The following is a 19718-nucleotide window of genomic DNA, read 5'->3' as shown; positions in this document are numbered from 1 at the left end:
GATCGGTCATACGATCAGGGTCATACGATCAGTACGGGCGGACAGTGTAGGCAGATCGTGGAGGTCCTGTTCAGGCGGCCGTCGAACTGGCGTTACCTCAGCTCCTCCCCTGGTATTTCGCCGCGGCCGTGCGGATCGTTCCGAGCTTCTCGTAGAGCTTCGCCCCCGGGCATTCCGTGGCGTAGCCGTCGCGGTGTCCGGAGATGACCTTCAGCTTGGCCGTGGTGCCTTTCTTGTACAGGTTGCCGCCGGCGGATGTCAGCGTGGTCGTGGCCCGCGGATCCCTTCCGTGCAGGCCGAGTTTCCAGGACGTCAGCTGCGCCGCCGCGGTTACCGCCGCGGCGGGTGGGGTCGAGGTGGTGAATGTGCCGAGGACCGCGATGCCCGTGCTGTTGCTGTTGAAACCGAGAGTATGTGCGCCCTGCACCGCTCGGGCTACTCCGCCGGCCCTGCCTTCGTAGATGTTTCCGCACTTGTCGATGGCGAAGTTGTAGCCGATGTCACGCCATCCCAGGCTCACCGTGTGGTAGCGGTAAATACTGCGAAGGAGCGAGGGGGCCTGCGCACAGGTGTAGTTGTTCCCGGTGGCGCTGTGATGGATGAATGCCGCACGCACCGTGTTCGTGTAGAGGAAGTGCGCCTCGCGCAGCGACTCGTCGGCACCCCAGCCCCTGCGGGTGACGATCGGCGGCCTGGGGCCGATGTAGTCCTCGGGGAGCTGGGGGGCGACGACAGCGTCTCCGACGATGTCCGCTGCAGCCTCGGCCGCGGCGTCCGCTGCGGTGTCCGCTGCGGCTTGCGTCGGGGCGTCCGCTGCGGCTTCTCCCGCCGTGTCCGCGGCGGCTTCTGTCTCCGTGTCTCCTGTCCCGGCCGCCTCGGCCGGGGCCGGGGACGTTTCCCGGGGGGACTCTCCCGCCTGCTCCCGGGGTGTCTGTTCCGTGTCCGGTTCGGGGTCGGCGCTCGCCGCGGCCGCCCCGCTCGCGCCGGAGACCTCGCCCGAGTCGTCGCCCGGGTCCACCAGTTCGACGCGCAGTCCGCGCGGCAGTGCCGCGCGGGCGGTACCGGGGCCGGTCGCGTTCGCGGCTCGCACGCGGACCTCGACGCCGTTCGAGTCGCCCACCCACAGCGGGGCCGTGGCGCCGCGTACCGCGTGTGCGCGGGCCTCCGCAGTGCCGGAGTCGGCGCCGTGCTCGCCGTGGTGGGCCTCCAGATCCTGCCAATCGGACCAGGCGCCCGTCGTGGTGGAGCGGGTGCGGACCTGGACCGTGCCGCGCAGTTCCGCGCGCGGGTTCTCCCAGACCACCCCCAGCAGGGAGAACGGCTGCACGTCCCGCCGGGCCAGCCCGCGGGTGGATGTCCCGCCACCCGCGCGGTTCTCGGCGCCGAGCGGCACCAGCGGCAGGGACCTGGTGGAACCCGGCCCCGCCGGGTCCCCGGGCCCGCCCGGGTGAGCGGCCCTCGCGGCCTTGGCACTCCGGGGAGGCGTGGGGGCCTCGTGCAGGGACAGCGACAGCGGCACGGCGAGCGCGGCTGCGGTCGCCACGCCGATCGAAGAGACGAGAAGGGAACGCATAGCCCGATAGTCGACATGCCTCATGCGCTTCGCTCGTTCCTTTTCTGACGGTCCATCGGGCCGTACGGAGTAACAAGTCACCCGCTCGGCCCTCCCCCGACGGGCCCCGCCACGTACGCTTGCGCGGGTGAACGCCAGCGACCGCACCCCCGCCGACCTGCTGCGATCCGCGCTCGCCGCGGACCCGGCCCGCCCCCTTGTCACCTTCTACGACGACTCCACCGGTGAGCGCGTCGAACTGTCCGTCGCCACCTTCGCCAACTGGGTGGCCAAGACGGCGAACCTGCTCCAGGACGGCCTGTCGGCCGAGCCCGGTGAACGGGTCGCGCTGCTGCTGCCGGCGCACTGGCAGACCGCGGTGTGGCTGCTGGCCTGTTCGTCGGTGGGCGTGGTGGCCGAGCTGGACGGCGACCCGGCGGCGGCCGACCACGTGGTGGCCGGGCCCGACCGGCTGGAGGACGGGCTGGCCTGCCCGGGCAGCCGACTGGCGCTGTCGCTCGCGCCGCTGGGGCGGCGGTTCGTCCCCGGAGCCCCGGACGGATACGAGGACTACGCGGTGGAGGTGCCCGGCCAGGGGGACCGGTTCGCCCCGTACATGCCGGTCGAGCCGGACGCGGTCACGCTCACGGTGCGGGGTGACGGTTCTGAGCTGTCGGGCGCCGGACTGGTCGCGCGGGCGCGGGAGGACGCGGCGCGGCTGGGCCTGAAGAGCGGGTCGCGGCTGCTGTCCGGACTGGCATGGGACACCTGGGAGGGCGTGTCGGCGGGGCTGTACGCGCCGCTCGCGGCGGGCGGGTCCGTCGTCCTGTGCCGCCACCTGGACCGGCTGGCACCGGACGCGCTGGCGCAGCGGGTGGAGAGCGAACGGGTCACGGACCGGGCCGGCGCCTGACCACCGTACGTCCGCCGCTCGTCGGCGCCTGACGGGCCGGACGGGCGGAACCCGGGCCGCCGGAGCGCGGGGGCGGCGCCTCGCCGTCGTCTGCCGGAGTGCCCGACCCCCCGTACGGCGGAGCGGGCGGCGCGGGGCGTCGAGTCCAGCCGGGCGGGGAGGGCATGGGCATGGATGATCGGCACACAACCCTGTGCCGGGCTCAGCCGTCTCACTGTGCGTGACAGCGGTGCGGCTGCCCTGGGTGCCGCCGACGCCTGAAGGATGGACTCTGACGTGACGGACACTTCCGGCACCTCCGACCCGCCCCCCGAGCCGGAGCCCGAGGCGACCCCAGACCCCGGCCCCGGCTCCTGGTGGCGGGCAGGATGGCTGCGCTGGGGCGCGTTCGCGGCGGCCCTGCTCGTGATGACGGCCTCGGGTGCGGGATGGTGGCTCTACCGGAAGCTGGACCGGAACATCACCACCGACACGACCGCCGTGGCCGAGCTGAAGCGGTACGAGCGGCAGCGCCCCGCGCCCGTGCCGCGCGGCGGCCGGAACATCCTGCTGATCGGGTCCGACACCCGCGCCGGGGACGGCAACGCGGAGTACGGGCAGGACGGCGGCACCCAGCGGTCGGACACCACGATCCTGCTGCACATGTCGGCGCGCGGGCACGGCGTCACGGCCGTGTCGCTCCCCCGCGACCTGATGGTGGACATCCCCGAGTGCCACACCCCGGACGGCAGGGCCACGCCTGCACGCTTCGCCCAGTTCAACTGGGCGTTCGAGATCGGCGGAACGGCCTGCACGATCCGTACGGTGGAGAACCTCACCGGGATCCGGATGGACCACCACATGGTGATCGACTTCCGGGGCTTCAAGGACATGGTGGACGCCGTCGGCGGGGTACGGGTCTGCGTGACCGAGCCGATCGACGACAAGGACGCGAGGCTGAAGCTGGACGCGGGGCCGCAGACGCTCGACGGCGAGCAGGCCCTGGGGTACGTGCGGGCCCGCAAGTCCCTCGGGGACGGCAGCGACACGGAACGCATGGACCGCCAGCAGCAGTTCCTCGGCGCACTGGTCCGCAAGGTGCAGAGCAACGGCGTGCTGCTCAACCCGACGCGCCTCTACCCCGTGCTCGACGCGGCGACCAGATCGCTCACCACCGACCCGGGGCTGGACTCGCTGAAGGACCTCTACGAGCTGGCGCGGACGCTTCGCAGCGTACCGGCTGAAAAGGTGCAGTTCCTGACGGTTCCCCGCCAGCCGTACCATGCGAACCGCAACCGGGACGAGCTGGTGCAGCCCGCCGCCGACCAGCTGTTCAAGCGGCTCCGAGTGGACGCGCCCGTGCGCGTCGTACCGTCAGGAGAGGCAGAGGAGCATGACACCGGCCCGTCCCCGTCGTCCGCGACCGCTCCCGCCCCCAGACCTTCCGGAGGCGCCCCCACCTTCACCGGAACCAACGCCGCCGCAGGCGCATGCCGATAACCGGGCCGACAAGCAGAGAGACAGGAGCTCAGATCCATCCCCTTCGGGGTGACTTGTCCGATTGTAAGGACCGTGGAATTTGTCACGCGCGTCGCCCAGCTCTGAGCTGGGCGGATAGTGTGACGCGATCCGGTGCGATGGCCACCTACGTCACGCGCCAGGATCGAGAGACCGAGCGCCAGGCGGGGAGGCGTCTCGCGTGGCACCGACGGAGGACTCAAGCAACCGTGGACGCGCACAGCCGTGGACGGGCGGAGGACATCGACCCCGCCGACCAGTGGGTGCTGAACCCGGCGACCGGTAACTACGAACTGCGACTGGATCCTTCCACACCGCAGTCACCTGTCGCCTCTCCGCACGCCACCACCGCCTCACCAGCCGCCTCACCAGCCGCCTCGCGCACCACCGCCGCGCCGGCCGAGTCCCGCCGCCGGGTCGCGGAGGTACCGAGCCAGCGCAGACGGCGCGTGCCCGAACCCGGCCACGAGGACGAGCATGAGGACGGCGGCCCGGACCGCTCCGGCGGCGGGCGCCGCGGCGGCTCGCGCGGCTCGGCCGGCCGACGCAGGCCCAGGCCGAAGAAGTCCCGGGGCAGGAAGGTCCTCGTCTGGACGGGCGGGATCACCGCCTTCGTGGTGGTCGGCACGGCGGTCGGCTACTACTACGTCAAGGGCCGCCTGAACGACAACATCAGCACCTACGACGTGGCCGGCGCGGGCGGCAGCACCGGGGGCTTCAAGAAGGACCAGGCCATCAACATCCTGGTCATCGGCACCGACAAGCGCACCGGTGACGGCAACGAGGGCTATGGCGACAAGAACAGCCCCGGCCACGCCGACACCACGATCCTCTTCCACGTCTCCAAGGACCGGACGAACGCCACCGCCATGTCCATCCCCCGGGACATGATCACGGACATCCCGGACTGCGAGACCAAGTCCGACGGCGGCACGCGCGTGATCCCCGGGTCGCTGGGCTCCCGCTTCAACGAGAGCCTGGGGCAGCTGGAGCGGGACCCGGGCTGCGCCATGCGCACCGTCAACGCGATCACGGGCGTCCCGATCGACCACTTCATGATGGTCGACTTCAACGCCGTGAAGACCCTCTCCACCGCGGTCGGCGGCGTCGAGGTGTGCGTGGAGAAGGACGTCGACGACAAGAAGTCGGGACTGAAGCTGCCGGTCGGCACGAGCGTCATCGAGGGCGAGCAGGCTCTCGCGTTCGTCCGCACCCGGCAGGCCTTCGGACTGAAGAGCGACCTCAGCCGCATCGAGACACAACAGCAGTTCATGAGCTCGATGATCCGCAAGATGAAGTCGAGCGACACGCTGACCGACGCGGGCAAACTCTGGGACCTCGCGGACGCGGCCACCAAGGCGCTCACCGTCGACACCGGCATAGGGGACGTCGACAAGCTGGCCGAACTGGCGAAGGAACTGGCCAAGGTCGACACGAAGAACATCAGCTTCGTGACGCTGCCGGTCGTCGACAACCCGGACGACCCGAACAGGGCGACCGTCGTCATGGACCAGACCCGGGCCCCGCAGCTGTTCTCCATGCTCCAGAACGATGTGTCGCTCACCGAGGTGAAGAAGAAGGAGAAGGACGCCAAGGACGCCAAGGCCAAGGCGGAGGCCGAGCTGCTGGAAGGCCCGCGCGCCGAGGCCGCACAGGTGCGGGTCGACGTCTACAACGGCAGCGGGGTGCGCGGCGGCGCCCAGTCGACGATCAACTGGCTGCAGAACGAGCAGGGCGTCCGGCTGTCGACGAACAAGGCGAACGCTCCGGAGAACATTGGGAAGACGACACTGGAGTTCGCGCCAAACCAGATCGAACAGGCCCGGAAACTGGCCGACCTGATGGGGCTTCCGGCCTCGGCGCTCAAGCAGGGGACCGCGGACGCCGGGGAGCGCGAGCCGATGGTGCTCACCCTAGGCAAGGACTTCACCGCCGCGGGGGTACCGATCACCGGGCCGGCGAAGGCGCCGGAGGGTGTGCAGAAGGTGGAGGCGGACAAGCAGGTGTGCGCCAAGTGACGCCTGCCGCCTGAACACGGACACATACAGGGGAGACGTGGGTGGGACACAGCAGCGTGCGTGGGGAGGGAACGCGGGGAGGCGTTCCGCACGCCCGTGAGGCCCATGAGCCGGGCCGGGACGACGGTCCCGGCGGGCACATAGGCACAGGAACAGGAACAGGAACAGACGTACGGGAACGGGACGGCGACGGCCGCCCGGACCGCCCCGGCGGTCCCCCGGGAGGTGCGCCCGGCGGTCCGCCGGGCAGGGGCCGGAGACGACCCCCGGGAGACGGGCCCGGCGGCTCGCGGGGGCGGCGCCGGGCCGACGTCCCCCGGCAGCGGACGGCCAAGGGCGGCAGACGCAAGGTGTTCCGCTGGGTCGCATCCGTCCTGTCCCTGCTGATACTCGGCACCGCGGCGGCGGGCTACCTCTATATCGAGCACCTCAACGGCAACATCCGCAGCGGAAGCCGCAGCGGCGGCGACAGCGGGGTGACGAAGGCCGCGCCGAACGCGTCCGGGCACACCCCGCTCAACATCCTGCTGATCGGCTCGGACAGCCGGAACTCCGAGGAGAACCTGAAACTCGGCGGCGCCAGGGACACCGTGGGCGACAAGCCGCGCGGCGATGTGCAGATGCTGCTCCATGTGTCGGCGGACCGCAAGAGCGCGTCCGTGGTGAGCATCCCGCGGGACACCCGGGTGACCATCCCGGAGTGCAGGGACCCGGAGACGGACGAGACGTTCCACGAGGTCAGCGACATCATCACGCACTCCCTCCAGCGGGGCGGCGCGGGCTGCACACTCACCACCTGGGAGACGCTGACCGGCGTCTACATCGACCACTGGATGATGGTGGACTTCGCGGGCATCGTCAGCATGGCGGACGCCGTCGGCGGCGTGCCGGTGTGTGTCGACCACGGGGTGTGGGACCGGCCCACCCGGCAGCAGAAGGGCGGCTCGGGCCTGAAGCTGCCCACCGCGGGTGAGCACGAGGTCAAGGGCGAGCAGGCGCTCCAGTGGCTGCGCACCCGGCACGCCTGGGGAAGCGACCAACTGCGCGCCCGGGCCCAGCACATGTACATGAACGGCATGCTGCGGCAGCTCAAGGAGCAGAACGCGTTCACCGACACCGGCCGGATCATGGACCTCGCGGAGACGGGCACCAAGGCGATCCAGGTGTCGGACGAGCTGGGCACGGTGAAGAGGCTCTTCGACCTGGCGATGGAGCTGAAGGACGTCCCGACGGACCGCATCACCATGACGACCCTGCCCACGGATCCGGACCCCCGGAACCCCAACGCCCATCTGGTGCCGCAGACCAAGGCGTCGGCGCAGCTGTGGAAGATGCTCCGCGAGGACATCCCCTTCGACAAGAACGGCGGGCCGGACGACGGCAGGGCGTCCGCCTCGAAGAGCCCCGATCCGAAGAAAACCGGCCCGCGGGCGGCCGAGCCCGGTTCGCTCGCGGTCACCGTCCTCAACGGCACCGGCGGCGACGGCCAGTACCCCGTGAAGGGGCGGGCCCGGCACATCGGGGAGCTGCTCCGGGGCATGGGTTTCACCCGGGCCACCGAGTCGCAGACGGCGGCGTCCTCCTCCGAGACCGTCCTCGCGTACCCCAAGTCCGCCGGGGAGCAGGGCAAAGCGGACGCGCTGTCCGTGGCGGAGGCGCTCGGTCTGTCGAACGGCGCGGTGCGGGTGGCGGCCGACGTGGAGGGGCTGCGGCTGACCGTCGGCGCGGACTGGCGCGAGGGCGACACCTTCCCGAAGCAGGAGAAGCCCGAGGCGGGCGCCCTGCCGGACGACGCGGAGAACTCGAACGCCGCCGAGAAGGACTGTATGCCGGTGTACGGGCCGTACCGCTGGGACGGGAAGAGCTGACGCCTCCCGCCGACGCCTCCCGCACATGAGGAAGGGCCCGCCGCCACCGCGGCGGGCCCTTCCTCATACGGCTGTCAGCTCTTCGCCTGGACGACCGCCGGGCGGCGGCTGGCGATGACCCGCCTGGCGAGCGCGCGCGGGCTGGTCAGGAAGCCGAAGCCCCAGGACATGTGCATCGTCGCGAGGGCGACGGGGATCTGGGCGCGGGCCTTCAGGGGCAGGCCCTTCCCCGCAGGGAGCGAGCCGAGGGTGATGGCCGCGAGGTATCCGCCGGGGACGACGAGGCCCAGCGGGGTGAGGGTGGCGCCGACGGCCAGACCGGCGGCGATGGCGCACAGGGCGGTCGGCGGGGCCAGGTAGCGGAGGTTGATGGAGCCCTGGTGGTAGCGGGCGACGACATGGCGCCAGCGGCCGTAGTCCTTGTACTGCTTCGCCAGGGCCCGCACGGTGGGGCGGGGGCGGTACTGGACGCGCAGCTCGGGCGAGAACCAGATGAGCCCGCCGGCCTCACGGATGCGGAAGTTCAGCTCCCAGTCCTGGGCGCGGATGAACTCCTTGTTGTAGCCGCCCTGCTGTTCAAGGGCCTCGCGGCGGAAGACGCCGAGGTACACCGTCTCGGCGGGGCCCGCCTCGCCGCCCGTGTGGAAGGCCGCGTTGCCGACACCGATCCTGGAGGTCATGGCGGCGGCGACGGCCTGCTCCCAGGCGTTCTCGCCCTCGGCGTGCATGATGCCGCCGACGTTCTGCGCGCCGGTCTCCTCCAGCAGGCGGACGGCGGTGGCGATGTAGTTCGGGGAGAGCATGCCGTGTCCGTCGACGCGTACCACGATCGGATGGCGGGACGCCTTGATCGCGGCGTTGAGCGCGGCGGGGGTACGGCCCGTCGGGTTGGGCACGGTGTGGACGCGGGGGTCCTCGGCTACCAGCTCGGCGGCGATCTCGTCGGTGCGGTCCGCGGAGGGCCCGAGCGCGATCACCACCTCCATCTCGCCGTCGTACTCCTGCGCGAGGATGTGGCGGACCGAGTCGCGCAGATACCGCTCCTCGTTGAGGACCGGCATGATCACGGAGACCGGGGGCAGGGGCGGCATGGTTCCTAAGGGGGTCCGGGGCGGGTGTGGCGCCGCCACGTTACCGCGAACGGGGGACGGCGAGGCGCGCCGCCCGGGCGGCGCGGGCGGGCGCTGATCGTATGGGCCTACTGTGCGTACGGTCCGCCCCTGTCAGCTCACCGTGCGTCCCCCCTCGCCGTACGATCCCCCCTCCGGTCTCGTCCCGCGCCGTCCGCGGAGGTGCCCGCCCGTGCCCACACCGCCCCGCCGCCGCCCGGCACGCCCGGGTCCCCCGCCACCCGCCCGCCGCCGTGCGGGACGGCCCCCGGCCGGGCGCCGCCGCGGCGGATCGCGATGGGGTACGAAGCTGGCGACGGCCCTGTCGGTGCTGGTGCTCGGGGCGGGCGGGATCGGGCACGCGGTCATGACCAGCCTGGACACGGGCATCGGACGGGTCGACGCGTTCAAGGACATGAAGAACCGCCCCGAGGGCGGCCACGGCACGAACATCCTGCTGGTCGGCACGGACGGGCGCGCCAACCTCACTCCCGAGGACAAGGCCCGCTACCGGCTGGGCGGGGCCCCCTGCAACTGCACGGACACGATCATCCTGGCGCACATCTCGGAGGACCGGCGGCGGGCCAGCCTGGTGTCGCTGCCCCGCGACACGTACGCGGAGCTGCCGGAGCGCCGGGACGCGACGAGCGGCAAGCGGCACGCGTCGCACCCGGTGAAGCTGAACGCCGCGTACGCGGAGGGCGGGCCGAACCTGACCGTGCGGACGGTGGAGCAGCTGACCGGGGTGAAGATCGACCACTATCTGGAGGTCGACTTCGTGTCGTTCATGCGGACCGTGGACGCCGTCGGCGGGGTGCGGATCTGCACGGCACGCCGGATGAAGGACCCGCACACCGGGCTGGACCTGGCGGCCGGGACACACACGCTGGACGGCGGGCAGGCGCTGCGGTACGTGCGCTCGCGGTATGTCGACGGGGCCTCCGACCTGGGCCGGATGCGTCGCCAGCAGCGGTTCGTGGCGGCGCTGGTGGAGCGGGCGTCGAGTGACCCCGCGCTGCTGAACCCGGTTCGGTTCCGCAAGGTGGTGGGCGCGATGGCCGGGGCGGTGCGGGCCGACGACGGCTTCGGGGCGGAGGAGATGGTGGGGCTGGCGAAGGCGATGCGGGGGTTGTCGACCACCTCGTCGGAGTTCACCTCGGTGCCGGTGGAGCCGGCGGGAGCGGCGGTGAAGGGGCTCGGGTCGGTGGTGAAGTGGGAGGCGGAGGGCGCGCGGAAGCTGTTCGACGCGATCCGGGAGGACCGGCCGCTGACGTCGGTGTCCCGGTCTCCGGGCGCCGCCGCGGCGCCCGCGCCCCGGCGGAAGCTGGTGGACGTGGCGCCCGAGCGGGTGCGGGTGCAGGTCTACAACGGGACGCGGCTGGACGGGCTGGGCGCGAAGGTGGACGCGGCACTGCGGGCGACGGGGTTCCGCACGACGCGCACGCCGTACAACGCGGACCGGCGGGACGTGGTACGGACGGTCGTCGCGTACGACCCGCGCTGGGACCGGTCGGCCAGGACCCTGGCGGAGGCCCTGCCGGGGGCGGAGCTGCGGGCGATGCCGGGGCAGGGGCCGGTGATGCGGGTGACGGCGGGGACGGCACACACGACGGTGCGGCCGGTGCGGGCCGAGGCGCCGGTGGCTGCGCCGCCGAAGGGCGGGTACAGCGCGGTGACGGGCGACCAGGTGGTGTGCCCGTGAACGGGGGGCCGGGCGCTGGGCCTCCGGAAAGGGAGGGCTACGCGTCCATGCCCTCCGCCGCGCGGCGCTCCCGCAGCTCCTTGATCGCCCGGCGCCGGGCGAGCCGGTGCGTGCGGCGGATCTGCGCCTCCTGGTAGCGCCGCATGTCGCGTTCCGTCTCCGGCACGACCGGCGGCACCTGGCGCGGCTTGCCGTCCGCGTCGACCGCGGCGAAGACCAGGTACGCGGAGCCGACCTGGGTCGCGGGCGTGGACTCGTTCCAGCGCTCGGCCAGCACCCGGACGCCGACCTCCATGGAGGACCGGCCCGTCCAGTTGACCTGGGCCTTCACATGGACCAGGTCGCCGACCCTGACCGGCTCCAGGAAGACCATCTCGTCCATGGAGGCGGTGACCGCGGGCCCGCCGGAGTGGCGGCCGGCGACGGCGCCCGCCGCGTCGTCCACCAGCTTCATGATCACGCCGCCGTGCACCGTACCGAGGAGGTTGGTGTCGTTGTGGGTCATGATGTGGCTCAGCGTGGTGCGGGAGGCCGCGGTGGACTTCCCTTCGAGCATGGCCTGATCTGTCATGCCCTCCACCATATGCCCGGACTGGTACGGCGCCGCACCGCACCTCTCCCCCGGCGCAATGCATCAGCTTCGCCACAGCGGCGCTGCAATGCGCCCCCCGACCTGTAACGGCCCAGGGTGCGGGCGGCACACTGTTCGGCATGAATGACTGGCCTCAGCCCGGACGGCCCGGCTCGCGCCCCGGCGCCGTCCCCCCGGTCCCCCCGCAGCGCCCCGGCGGGGCGCCCGGCTCCGCGCCCGGTGTGCCGCCGCAGCCGTCGTACGGCCCCGGGAACGGGAGGCGCGGCCAGGCCTCGGGCCCGTACGCCGACGACTACAACACCGGACAGGTGTACGGCATCCCGCGCCCCGGCGAGGAGGGGCACGGCGGCGGTGGCTCCGGCCGCCCGCCCGTCCCCGGCGGCGCGCGCCCCGCGCCGGACTGGGGGCGCCGCATCAAGATCGGGTCCATCTCCCTGGTCGTGGCCCTGCTGGCCACCACGGTCGGCACGTACTTCTGGGCCGACGGGAAGATGCGCCGCGAGGTGGACCTGGGCAAGGTCGTCGAGCGTCCGGAGGAGGGCGCGTGCACGACCTATCTGATCGTCGGGTCCGACAGCCGCGAGGGGCTGACGGCCGAGGACAGGAAGCGGCTGCACACGGGCGCCGCCGAGGGCAAGCGCACGGACTCCATGATGATCCTCGCGGCCTGCTCCAGCGGGAACACGATGGTCTCGCTGCCACGTGACTCGGACGTGGAGATACCGACGTTCGTCGGCTCCGAGTCCGGCAAGACGTTCAAGGGCACGGGCCGCCGGGTGAAGCTGAACGCGGCGTACGCCGAGGACGGCCCCGAGCTGCTGGTCCGGACCGTGGAGCACAACACCGGGCTGCGCATCGACCACTACGCGGAGATCGGCTTCGCGGGCTTCGCGAACATCGTCGACGCGCTCGGCGGGGTCGAGATCGACATCGAGAAGGGCTTCAAGGACAAGAAGTCCGGCGCCGACTTCCAGACGGGCAGGCAGACCCTGGACGGCGAGCAGGCGCTCGCCTTCGTCCGCACCCGGTACGCGTTCGCGGAGTCGGACCTGGCGCGGACGAAGAACCAGCAGAAGTTCCTGGCGGCCCTCGCGAGCCAGGCGGCGACGCCGGGCACGGTCATGAACCCGTTCACGCTCTACCCCACGCTGGGCGCGGGTCTGGACACGCTGATCGTCGACCAGGAGATGTCGCTGTTCGACCTGTCGGAGATGTTCTTCGCGATGAAGAGCGTGAACGGCGGCGACGGCACGTCGATGAACATCCCGATCTCCGGCAGCCGGGGCGGCAATCTGGTCTGGGACAAGGAGAAGGTCAGCCGGCTCGTGCAGCAGATCAAGAACGACGAGAAGGTGACGGTCACGTCCGACCGGTGAGGACGCGCGGGCGGGCCGCGTGAGCAGGAGGCCCGCCCGCGCCGCCGGTCAGCCCGCGAACGGGTTGGCGTGCCCGGGAAGCTGCTGCCCGGGCCGCAGGAGGCGCTGCCGCCCGTGCTCGTCCCGTACGGCGACGAACCCGGCCGCCTGGAGCCGCGCGGCGATCCGCTCCCGCCGCACCCCGCCCAGCTTGAACGCGCCCACGAGGAACCCGGCCATCAGGACGCCGCCGATCAGGGCACCGAGGTACATCCCGGCCACCAGCAGGACCAGCACCAGCACGACCACCGCGCCCCAGGCGACGGCCTGCTGCTGCGTGCCGGCCGCCTGGGCCATGACGTCGTAGGCGATCCGGTCCTTGTTGCGTGCGACCGCCTCCCGGGCCTCGGGGAGCGGCTTCAGCGACCCCGGCCGCATCCCGGGCGCCGGTCCGCCGTTGCCCGCCTGCGGGTACGCGGCGATGGTCGCCGCCTCCCGGGCCCGGGCCTCGGGGCGCGGGTCCCGGTACAGGTACGCGGTGATCTGCTTCTTGTCGGCACCGTGCCGTCGTGCATCGGCGTACTCGAAGCCGTAGTGCTCGACGAGGTGGACCAGCGCGGCGAGCCGGCTGGTGTAGAGGGCCCCCTCGGTGATCTCGACGACGTCCTGGCCGGCGATCTGCCGGAGGACACCCGATATCTGACGTTGTGTGAACATTTCCCCTACCCTCGGATTCCGCTACGCGCGCGGACGGCCCATCGCGCGGTACGTCCAGCCCGCCTCGCGCCACACGGCCGGGTCCAGGGCGTTGCGGCCGTCCAGGATGATGCGGGCGTTGACGACCTCGCCCAGCGCGGCCGGGTCCAGCTCGCGGAACTCGCGCCACTCGGTGAGGTGCAGGACGACGTCCGCGCCGCGTACCGCGTCCAGGACGGTGTCGGCGTAACCGAGGGTGGGGAACAGGCGGCGGGCGTTGGCCATGCCCTTGGGGTCGTACACGGTGACCTGGCCGCCCTGGAGGTGGATCTGCCCGGCGACGTTGAGGGCGGGCGAGTCGCGGACGTCGTCGGAGTCCGGCTTGAAGGCGGCGCCGAGGACGGCGACCCGCTTGCCGAGGAAGGTGCCGTCCCCGAGGGCCTCGCGGGCCATGCCGACCATCTGGCCGCGGCGGCGCATGTTGATGGAGTCGATCTCGCGGAGGAAGGTCAGGGCCTGGTCGGCGCCCAGTTCCCCGGCCCGCGCCATGAACGCCCGGATGTCCTTGGGGAGGCAGCCGCCGCCGAAGCCGATGCCCGCGCGCAGGAACTTGGCGCCGATGCGCTCGTCGTACCCGATGGCCTCGGCCAGCTTCACGACGTCGCCGCCGGCGGCCTCGCAGACCTCGGCCATGGCGTTGATGAAGGAGATCTTCGTCGCGAGGAAGGAGTTCGCGGCGGTCTTCACCAGCTCGGCGGTGGGGAAGTCGGTGACGACGAACGGGGACCCCTCGGCCACCGGTGTCGCGTACACGTCGCGGAGGAGCTTCTCGGCGCGCTCGCTGCCCACGCCGACGACGATGCGGTCCGGGTGCAGCGTGTCCTGGACGGCGAAGCCCTCGCGCAGGAACTCCGGGTTCCAGGCCAGCTCCACGTCCGCGCCCGCGGGCGCCTGCTCGGCCAGCAGCCGGGCCAGCCGCTCGGCGCTGCCGACCGGGACGGTCGACTTGCCGACGACGAGGGCGGGGCGGGTGAGGTGCGGGGCGAGGGAGCTGAAGGCCGCGTCGACGTACCTCATGTCGCAGCCGTACTCGCCGTGCTTCTGCGGGGTGTTCACGCACACGAAGTGGACGTCCCCGAAGGCCGCGGCCTCCTCGTACGAGGTGGTGAACCGCAGCCGCCCGGTGGAGCCCGCCGCCCCGGTGACGTGCCGGGCGAGCAGCTCCTCCAGCCCGGGCTCGTACATCGGGACGCGCCCGGCGGCCAGCATCTCGACCTTCTCGGGCACCACGTCCAGGCCCAGCACCTCGAATCCCAGCTCCGCCATGGCCGCCGCATGGGTGGCGCCGAGGTAGCCGGTGCCGATCACCGTGATCTTCAGGGCCATGGGTGCTGCTCCTGGGGTGTCCTGTGCTGGTCGGGCGGGTGCGCGACGGAGAGCATATCCGGGGGTGCGCGGGGGCATCGTTCGAGCTGTCACCAAACTCACGTATGCCTCATCCGTGGGCGGCGACTAAAATTCGGGTTACTTAACGGTAGTTAGCAGCAGCTCAGGGGAGTGAGAGAGACATGGCGGGAACGCCTGACTTCGATCTGTACCGCCCGTCCGAGGAGCACGACATGCTCCGGGACACCGTCCGCTCGCTCGCCGAGGCCAAGATCGCGCCGTACGCCGCCGCCGTGGACGAGGAGGCCCGCTTCCCGCAGGAGGCGCTGGACGCCCTCGTCTCCTCCGACCTGCACGCCGTGCACGTCCCCGAGACGTACGGCGGCGCGGGCGCCGACGCGCTGGCGACCGTCATCGTGATCGAGGAGGTGGCCCGTGTCTGCGCCTCCTCCTCCCTGATCCCGGCGGTGAACAAGCTGGGCTCGCTGCCGGTCGTCCTGTCCGGCTCCGAGGAGCTGAAGAAGAAGTACCTGCGCCCGCTCGCCAAGGGCGACGCGATGTTCTCGTACTGCCTCTCCGAGCCGGACGCGGGCTCGGACGCGGCCGGCATGAAGACGAAGGCGGTCCGCGACGGCGACCACTACGTCCTCAACGGCGTGAAGCGCTGGATCACCAACGCGGGTGTGTCCGAGTACTACACGGTCATGGCCGTGACGGACCCCGAAAAGCGCTCGAAGGGCATCTCGGCGTTCGTCGTCGAGAAGTCCGACGAGGGTGTCTCCTTCGGCGCCCCGGAGAAGAAGCTCGGCATCAAGGGCTCCCCGACCCGCGAGGTCTACCTCGACAACGTGCGCATCCCCGCCGACCGCATGATCGGCGCGGAGGGCACCGGCTTCGCCACCGCGATGAAGACCCTGGACCACACCCGCATCACGATCGCGGCCCAGGCCCTCGGCATCGCGCAGGGCGCCCTCGACTACGCGAAGGGCTACGTCCAGGAGCGCAAGCAGTTCGGCAAGCCGATCGCGGACTTCCAGGGCGTCCAGTTCATGCTGGCCGACATGGCGATGAAGCTGGAGGCCGCGCGTCAGCTCACGTACTCCGCCGCCGCCAAGTCTGAGCGCCTCGACGGCGACCTGACCTTCTTCGGCGCCGCCGCGAAGTGCTTCGCCTCGGACGTCGCCATGGAGATCACCACGGACGCCGTCCAGCTCCTCGGCGGCTACGGCTACACCCGTGACTACCCGGTCGAGCGCATGATGCGGGACGCGAAGATCACCCAGATCTACGAGGGCACGAACCAGGTCCAGCGGATCGTGATGGCCCGCAACCTGCCGTAACGGCGTCTTCGAGGCCGGTTCCGACGGCCCCCGGCGATCGATGGGACCGCCGGGGGCCGTCGCCGTACGAGGCGGGCCGTCAGCCGATGACCGGGCGCTCCTCGGGCAGTTCGTAGCGGCGGACCCGCTCGCGCAGGGCGAGGGCCGAGACCAGGGTGACCGGGCCGAGCCGGCCGACGAACATCAGCAGGATCGCGATGAGCTGCCCGGACGTCGGCAGGTGCGGGCTGACGCCCGCCGACAGCCCGTTCACCCCGAACGCCGACACCGCCTCGAACAGCACCACTTCGAACGGTGCGTCCACCACTGCCATGAGGGCCAGGGACGCCGCGATGACGAAGCCCACGCCGAGCAGGGCGACGGTCAGCGCCTGCCGCAGTGCGTGCGGGGCGAGGCGGCGGCCCATGATCGTCGAGTTGGGCTCGCCGCGCACCTCCGCGATCATGGCCGCGGCCAGCACCGCGAAGGTCGTGACCTTGATGCCGCCGGAGGTGCCCGCGCTGCCGCCGCCGATGAACATCAGCGCGCAGGTCATCAGCAGGGTCGTGTCCTCCAGGGCGCCGATGTCGATCGCGTTGAAGCCTCCGCTGCGGGTCATCACCGAGTGGACGAAGCCGTTCAGCAGCTTCTCCCCCCAGGTGAACGGGCCGAGCGTGCCCGGGTTCCCCCACTCCAGCAGACAGGTCAGCACGGTGCCGGTCAGCAGCAGCCCTGCGGTCGTGACGACGGTGAGCTTGGTGTGCAGGGACCAGCCGCGCCGCCCCGTCGTCCGCCGCCGGTTGCGGTGCCGCAGCAGCTCCAGCAGTACGGGGAAACCGATGCCGCCGAGGATCACGGCCACCGCTATCGGCAGGGTCACCAGCGGATCGGAGGCGTACGGCATCAGGCTGTCCGGCTGGAGGGCGAACCCGGCGTTGTTGAAGGCCGACACGGAGTGGAAGAAGCCGTGGTAGACCGCGTCGCCGATCGGCATGTCGTATCCGAACCGGAAGCGCAGCGCGAGCCAGGCCCAGACCGTCAGCTCGACGGCGGCGGTGGTCCCGGCGACGCCCAGCAGCACCTTCCGTACGTCTCCGATGCCCAGGCTCTTGGTCTCGGCGGCGGCGGTGAGCTGCATGCGCAGCTTGAGCTTGCCGGAGACCAGCAGGGCCAGCAGCGACGCCATGGTCATGATGCCGAAGCCGCCCGCCTGGATCAGCGCCAGGATGACGCCCTGGCCGAAGCCGCTCCAGTGGGTGCCCGTGTCGACGACGACCAGGCCGGTGACGCACACCGCGGAGGTCGCGGTGAACAGGGCCGTGACGAAGGCGGTCGCGCCGCCGGTCGCGGAGGCCACGGGGAGGCTCAGCACGACCGCTCCGGCGAGGATCACCGCCGCGAAGGCCATCACGGTGGTGCGGGCGGGGTGGGTGGTGAACAGGGCCTGCCACAGCCTCAACGCACGTCTTGGCACCGCTCGCTCCCGGCCCTCTTCCCCGTACCCGGCCTTCCTCTTCACCGGCGTGACCGCCCGGCCTTGATCGCCCCGGCGGGTGGTCACCCTACCGCGCCGGGAACACCGACCCCGCTTCCCCTGTTTTCCGGCGGAAAGTGTCGGTTTGTTGCCTAGGTAAAGTAATCGCCAAGACGTCACCCACACGTGTCACGTGTCCGGCCAAGGAGTTCCGCTGTGCCCGCTCCGCGTATGAGCAGTACGCCGCTGCCAGGCATCGGGGTCCGCTACGACCTCACCACCCGCGAGGACCGCCGTCTTTCGGTCGTCGCGCAACGGGACGGGACGCGGGTGCTCAACGCGTACCGCAGTGACGATCCCGACGCGTGCGCGCTGTCGGTGAAGCTGACCTCCCGGGAGTCGGAGGCGCTGATCGACGCCCTGATGCCCGCGCACCACAGCCCCAACCTGCTGTCCACGACGGACCTCGGCCTGGTGGCCGAGCGGATCGAGCTGGCCGCGGCCTCCCACTGGAACGGGCGGCACCTCGGGGACACCCGCATGCGGACCGAGACGGGCGTGTCGATCGTGGCCGTGCTGCGCAGGGCCGACGCCATTCCCGCCCCCGGGCCGGACTTCCGGCTGGCCGGCGGGGACACGCTGATCGTCATCGGCACACGCGAGGGCGTCGACGCCGCCGCCGCGATACTCGGGCGGGAGTGAGCGGGTGCACTCCTCCGCCACCTTCCTCATCGAGTTCGGTGCGATCATCCTCGGCCTGGGCCTGCTGGGCCGGATCGCCGGACGGCTGAAGTTCTCCCCCATCCCCCTCTATCTCCTGGCCGGTCTCGCGTTCGGCACGGGTGGGCTGCTGCCGCTGGGCGCCAGTGAGGAGTTCGTGGCGATCGGCGCCGAGATCGGCGTCATCCTCCTGCTGCTGATGCTCGGCCTGGAGTACACCGCGACGGACCTGGTCACCAACCTGAAGACCCAGTACCGCGCCGGGCTGGTGGACGCCTGCCTCAACGCCCTGCCCGGCGCGGCGATGGCACTGCTGCTGGGCTGGGGCCCGGTCGCGGCGGTCGTCCTGGCGGGCGTCACCTGGATCTCGTCCTCCGGTGTGATCGCCAAGGTCCTGGGCGATCTGGGGCGGCTCGGCAACCGGGAGACTCCGGTGGTCCTGAGCATCCTCGTGCTCGAAGACCTGGCCATGGCCATGTACCTGCCGATCATCACCGCCCTGCTGGCGGGCGTCGGCCTCGCCGCGGGCAGCGTCACCCTCGCCATCGCGCTGGGCGCGGCGGGCCTGGTGCTGTTCCTGGCCGTGCGGTACGGGCGGGTGATCTCCCGCTTCGTATCCAGCGACGACCCCGAGAAGCTGCTCCTGGTCGTGCTCGGCCTGACCCTGCTGGTCGCCGGCATCGCCCAGCAGCTCCAGGTCTCGGCGGCCGTGGGGGCGTTCCTGGTGGGCATCGCGCTGTCCGGCGAGGCCGCGGAGGGGGCGCACAATCTGCTGAGCCCGCTGCGGGACCTGTTCGCCGCGGTGTTCTTCGTCTTCTTCGGGCTGCACACCGACCCCGCGAGCATCCCGCCCGTCCTGCTGCCCGCGCTGGCCCTCGCGGTGGTCACGGCCGCCACGAAGATCGCCACCGGCTACTGGGCGGCGAAGCGCGCGGGGATCTCCGCGCGGGGGCGCTGGCGCGCGGGCGGGACGCTGGTCGCGCGCGGCGAGTTCTCGATCGTCATCGCGGGGCTGGCCGTGACGGCGGGCATCGAGCCGTCCCTGGGCCCGCTGGCCACGGCGTACGTCCTCATCCTGGTCGTCGTCGGCCCGCTGACGGCCCGCTACACGGAGCCGGTGGCCACCCGGCTCACCCGCCGCCGGATGCCGGGTGAGGGCGCGGTGCCGCAGCCGACGCCCATGGTCGCGCCGCGGGAGGAGATGCTCGACCCGGTGGAGGACGGCACCGGCCACCGGGGCTGACCCGCGCCGACGGCCCCCGGCGCGATCCGCCGCCGGGGGCCGTCACTCTTGTGAGGTCAGGCAGCCGCGCTCACGGCGGCGCATCTCGAACAGGATGCCGCCCTCGCGGCGACGGGCAGGGCGGAACCGGCGCCGGTGGCGGCTGCCGGAGGCGTCGGTGGGCTGGGCGCCGCCTTCTGACGATGCCGTGGTACCCGGCAGTCGAGGAGCCGGACCCACCCGTCGTGGACTCGGCGGAGTCGTCGGCCGCGTTCTTGTCGAAACGGCCGCGGCG

General features: G+C 71.8%; 15 protein-coding genes. 9 read left to right on the top strand and 6 right to left on the bottom strand.

The annotated features are described in order from the left end of the window. Nucleotides 1–97: 97 nt before the first annotated feature. A complete protein-coding gene (locus I3F58_RS02595; protein ID WP_240106493.1) occupies nucleotides 98–1573 on the bottom strand; it encodes a peptidoglycan recognition protein in 1476 nt (491 codons plus the stop codon). 127 nt (nucleotides 1574–1700) lie between these two features. Here I3F58_RS02595 and I3F58_RS02590 point away from each other — a divergent pair, with 127 nt between their 5' ends. From I3F58_RS02590 to I3F58_RS02575, 4 genes are all read left to right on the top strand, one after another. After that, a complete protein-coding gene (locus I3F58_RS02590) occupies nucleotides 1701–2465 on the top strand; it encodes a TIGR03089 family protein (protein WP_240106492.1) in 765 nt (254 codons plus the stop codon). A gap of 264 nt (nucleotides 2466–2729) precedes the next feature. Beyond that, the gene (locus I3F58_RS02585) at nucleotides 2730–3944 is read left to right on the top strand and encodes an LCP family protein (RefSeq protein WP_240106491.1); all 1215 of its coding nucleotides are present in this window, start codon (nucleotides 2730–2732) and stop codon (nucleotides 3942–3944) included. A gap of 227 nt (nucleotides 3945–4171) precedes the next feature. After that, on the top strand, nucleotides 4172–5980 hold the full coding sequence (locus I3F58_RS02580; protein ID WP_240106490.1) for an LCP family protein: 1809 nt from the start codon (nucleotides 4172–4174) through the stop codon (nucleotides 5978–5980). 350 nt (nucleotides 5981–6330) lie between these two features. Continuing rightward, a complete protein-coding gene (locus I3F58_RS02575) occupies nucleotides 6331–7848 on the top strand; it encodes an LCP family protein (protein WP_240106489.1) in 1518 nt (505 codons plus the stop codon). A gap of 74 nt (nucleotides 7849–7922) precedes the next feature. Here the strand turns inward: I3F58_RS02575 and I3F58_RS02570 are convergent, their stop codons facing one another. Continuing rightward, nucleotides 7923–8939 carry a glycosyltransferase family 2 protein gene (locus I3F58_RS02570; protein WP_240106488.1) on the bottom strand — a complete coding sequence of 339 codons (1017 nt, stop codon included), beginning with the start codon at nucleotides 8937–8939 and terminating at the stop codon, nucleotides 7923–7925. A 211-nt stretch (nucleotides 8940–9150) separates the two neighbouring features. Here I3F58_RS02570 and I3F58_RS02565 point away from each other — a divergent pair, with 211 nt between their 5' ends. Further along, nucleotides 9151–10659 (top strand): LCP family protein, encoded by a 1509-nt coding sequence (locus I3F58_RS02565; RefSeq protein ID WP_240106487.1) that lies wholly within the window; start codon nucleotides 9151–9153, stop codon nucleotides 10657–10659. 37 nt (nucleotides 10660–10696) lie between these two features. On the opposite strand, the gene I3F58_RS02560 is transcribed toward I3F58_RS02565, so the two are convergent. Continuing rightward, nucleotides 10697–11230 (bottom strand): acyl-CoA thioesterase, encoded by a 534-nt coding sequence (locus I3F58_RS02560; RefSeq protein ID WP_240106486.1) that lies wholly within the window; start codon nucleotides 11228–11230, stop codon nucleotides 10697–10699. 140 nt (nucleotides 11231–11370) lie between these two features. Here I3F58_RS02560 and I3F58_RS02555 point away from each other — a divergent pair, with 140 nt between their 5' ends. Then, nucleotides 11371–12627 (top strand): LCP family protein, encoded by a 1257-nt coding sequence (locus tag I3F58_RS02555; RefSeq protein ID WP_240106485.1) that lies wholly within the window; start codon nucleotides 11371–11373, stop codon nucleotides 12625–12627. Between the two features lie 48 nt (nucleotides 12628–12675). Here I3F58_RS02555 and I3F58_RS02550 read toward each other — a convergent pair whose 3' ends face one another. Further along, nucleotides 12676–13323 carry a hypothetical protein gene (locus I3F58_RS02550; RefSeq protein WP_240106484.1) on the bottom strand — a complete coding sequence of 216 codons (648 nt, stop codon included), beginning with the start codon at nucleotides 13321–13323 and terminating at the stop codon, nucleotides 12676–12678. Between the two features lie 21 nt (nucleotides 13324–13344). Then, nucleotides 13345–14688, bottom strand: coding sequence for a UDP-glucose/GDP-mannose dehydrogenase family protein (locus tag I3F58_RS02545; RefSeq protein ID WP_240106483.1), 1344 nt, complete (start codon nucleotides 14686–14688; stop codon nucleotides 13345–13347). 182 nt (nucleotides 14689–14870) lie between these two features. Between I3F58_RS02545 and I3F58_RS02540 the strand changes: the two genes are divergently transcribed. Beyond that, nucleotides 14871–16028 (top strand): acyl-CoA dehydrogenase, encoded by a 1158-nt coding sequence (locus I3F58_RS02540; protein ID WP_240106482.1) that lies wholly within the window; start codon nucleotides 14871–14873, stop codon nucleotides 16026–16028. Nucleotides 16029–16107: 79 nt separating this feature from the next. Here the strand turns inward: I3F58_RS02540 and I3F58_RS02535 are convergent, their stop codons facing one another. Further along, nucleotides 16108–17481: a TrkH family potassium uptake protein gene (locus I3F58_RS02535; protein ID WP_240106481.1), complete on the bottom strand. Its 1374-nt coding sequence runs from the start codon at nucleotides 17479–17481 to the stop codon at nucleotides 16108–16110. Nucleotides 17482–17712: 231 nt separating this feature from the next. Here I3F58_RS02535 and I3F58_RS02530 point away from each other — a divergent pair, with 231 nt between their 5' ends. Both I3F58_RS02530 and I3F58_RS02525 read left to right on the top strand, forming a co-directional pair. After that, nucleotides 17713–18183, top strand: a complete 471-nt coding sequence (locus tag I3F58_RS02530) for a cation:proton antiporter regulatory subunit (RefSeq protein ID WP_240106527.1) — start codon at nucleotides 17713–17715, stop codon at nucleotides 18181–18183. A 4-nt stretch (nucleotides 18184–18187) separates the two neighbouring features. Continuing rightward, nucleotides 18188–19444 (top strand): cation:proton antiporter, encoded by a 1257-nt coding sequence (locus I3F58_RS02525; protein WP_240106480.1) that lies wholly within the window; start codon nucleotides 18188–18190, stop codon nucleotides 19442–19444. Nucleotides 19445–19718 lie beyond the last annotated feature (274 nt).

Source organism: Streptomyces sp. MUM 203J, from assembly GCF_022414595.1.
Classification (GTDB): Bacteria; Actinomycetota; Actinomycetes; order Streptomycetales; family Streptomycetaceae; genus Streptomyces.
The sequence above is the reverse complement of the archived record's forward strand: the minus strand, read 5'-3'. Positions and strand labels throughout refer to the sequence as shown.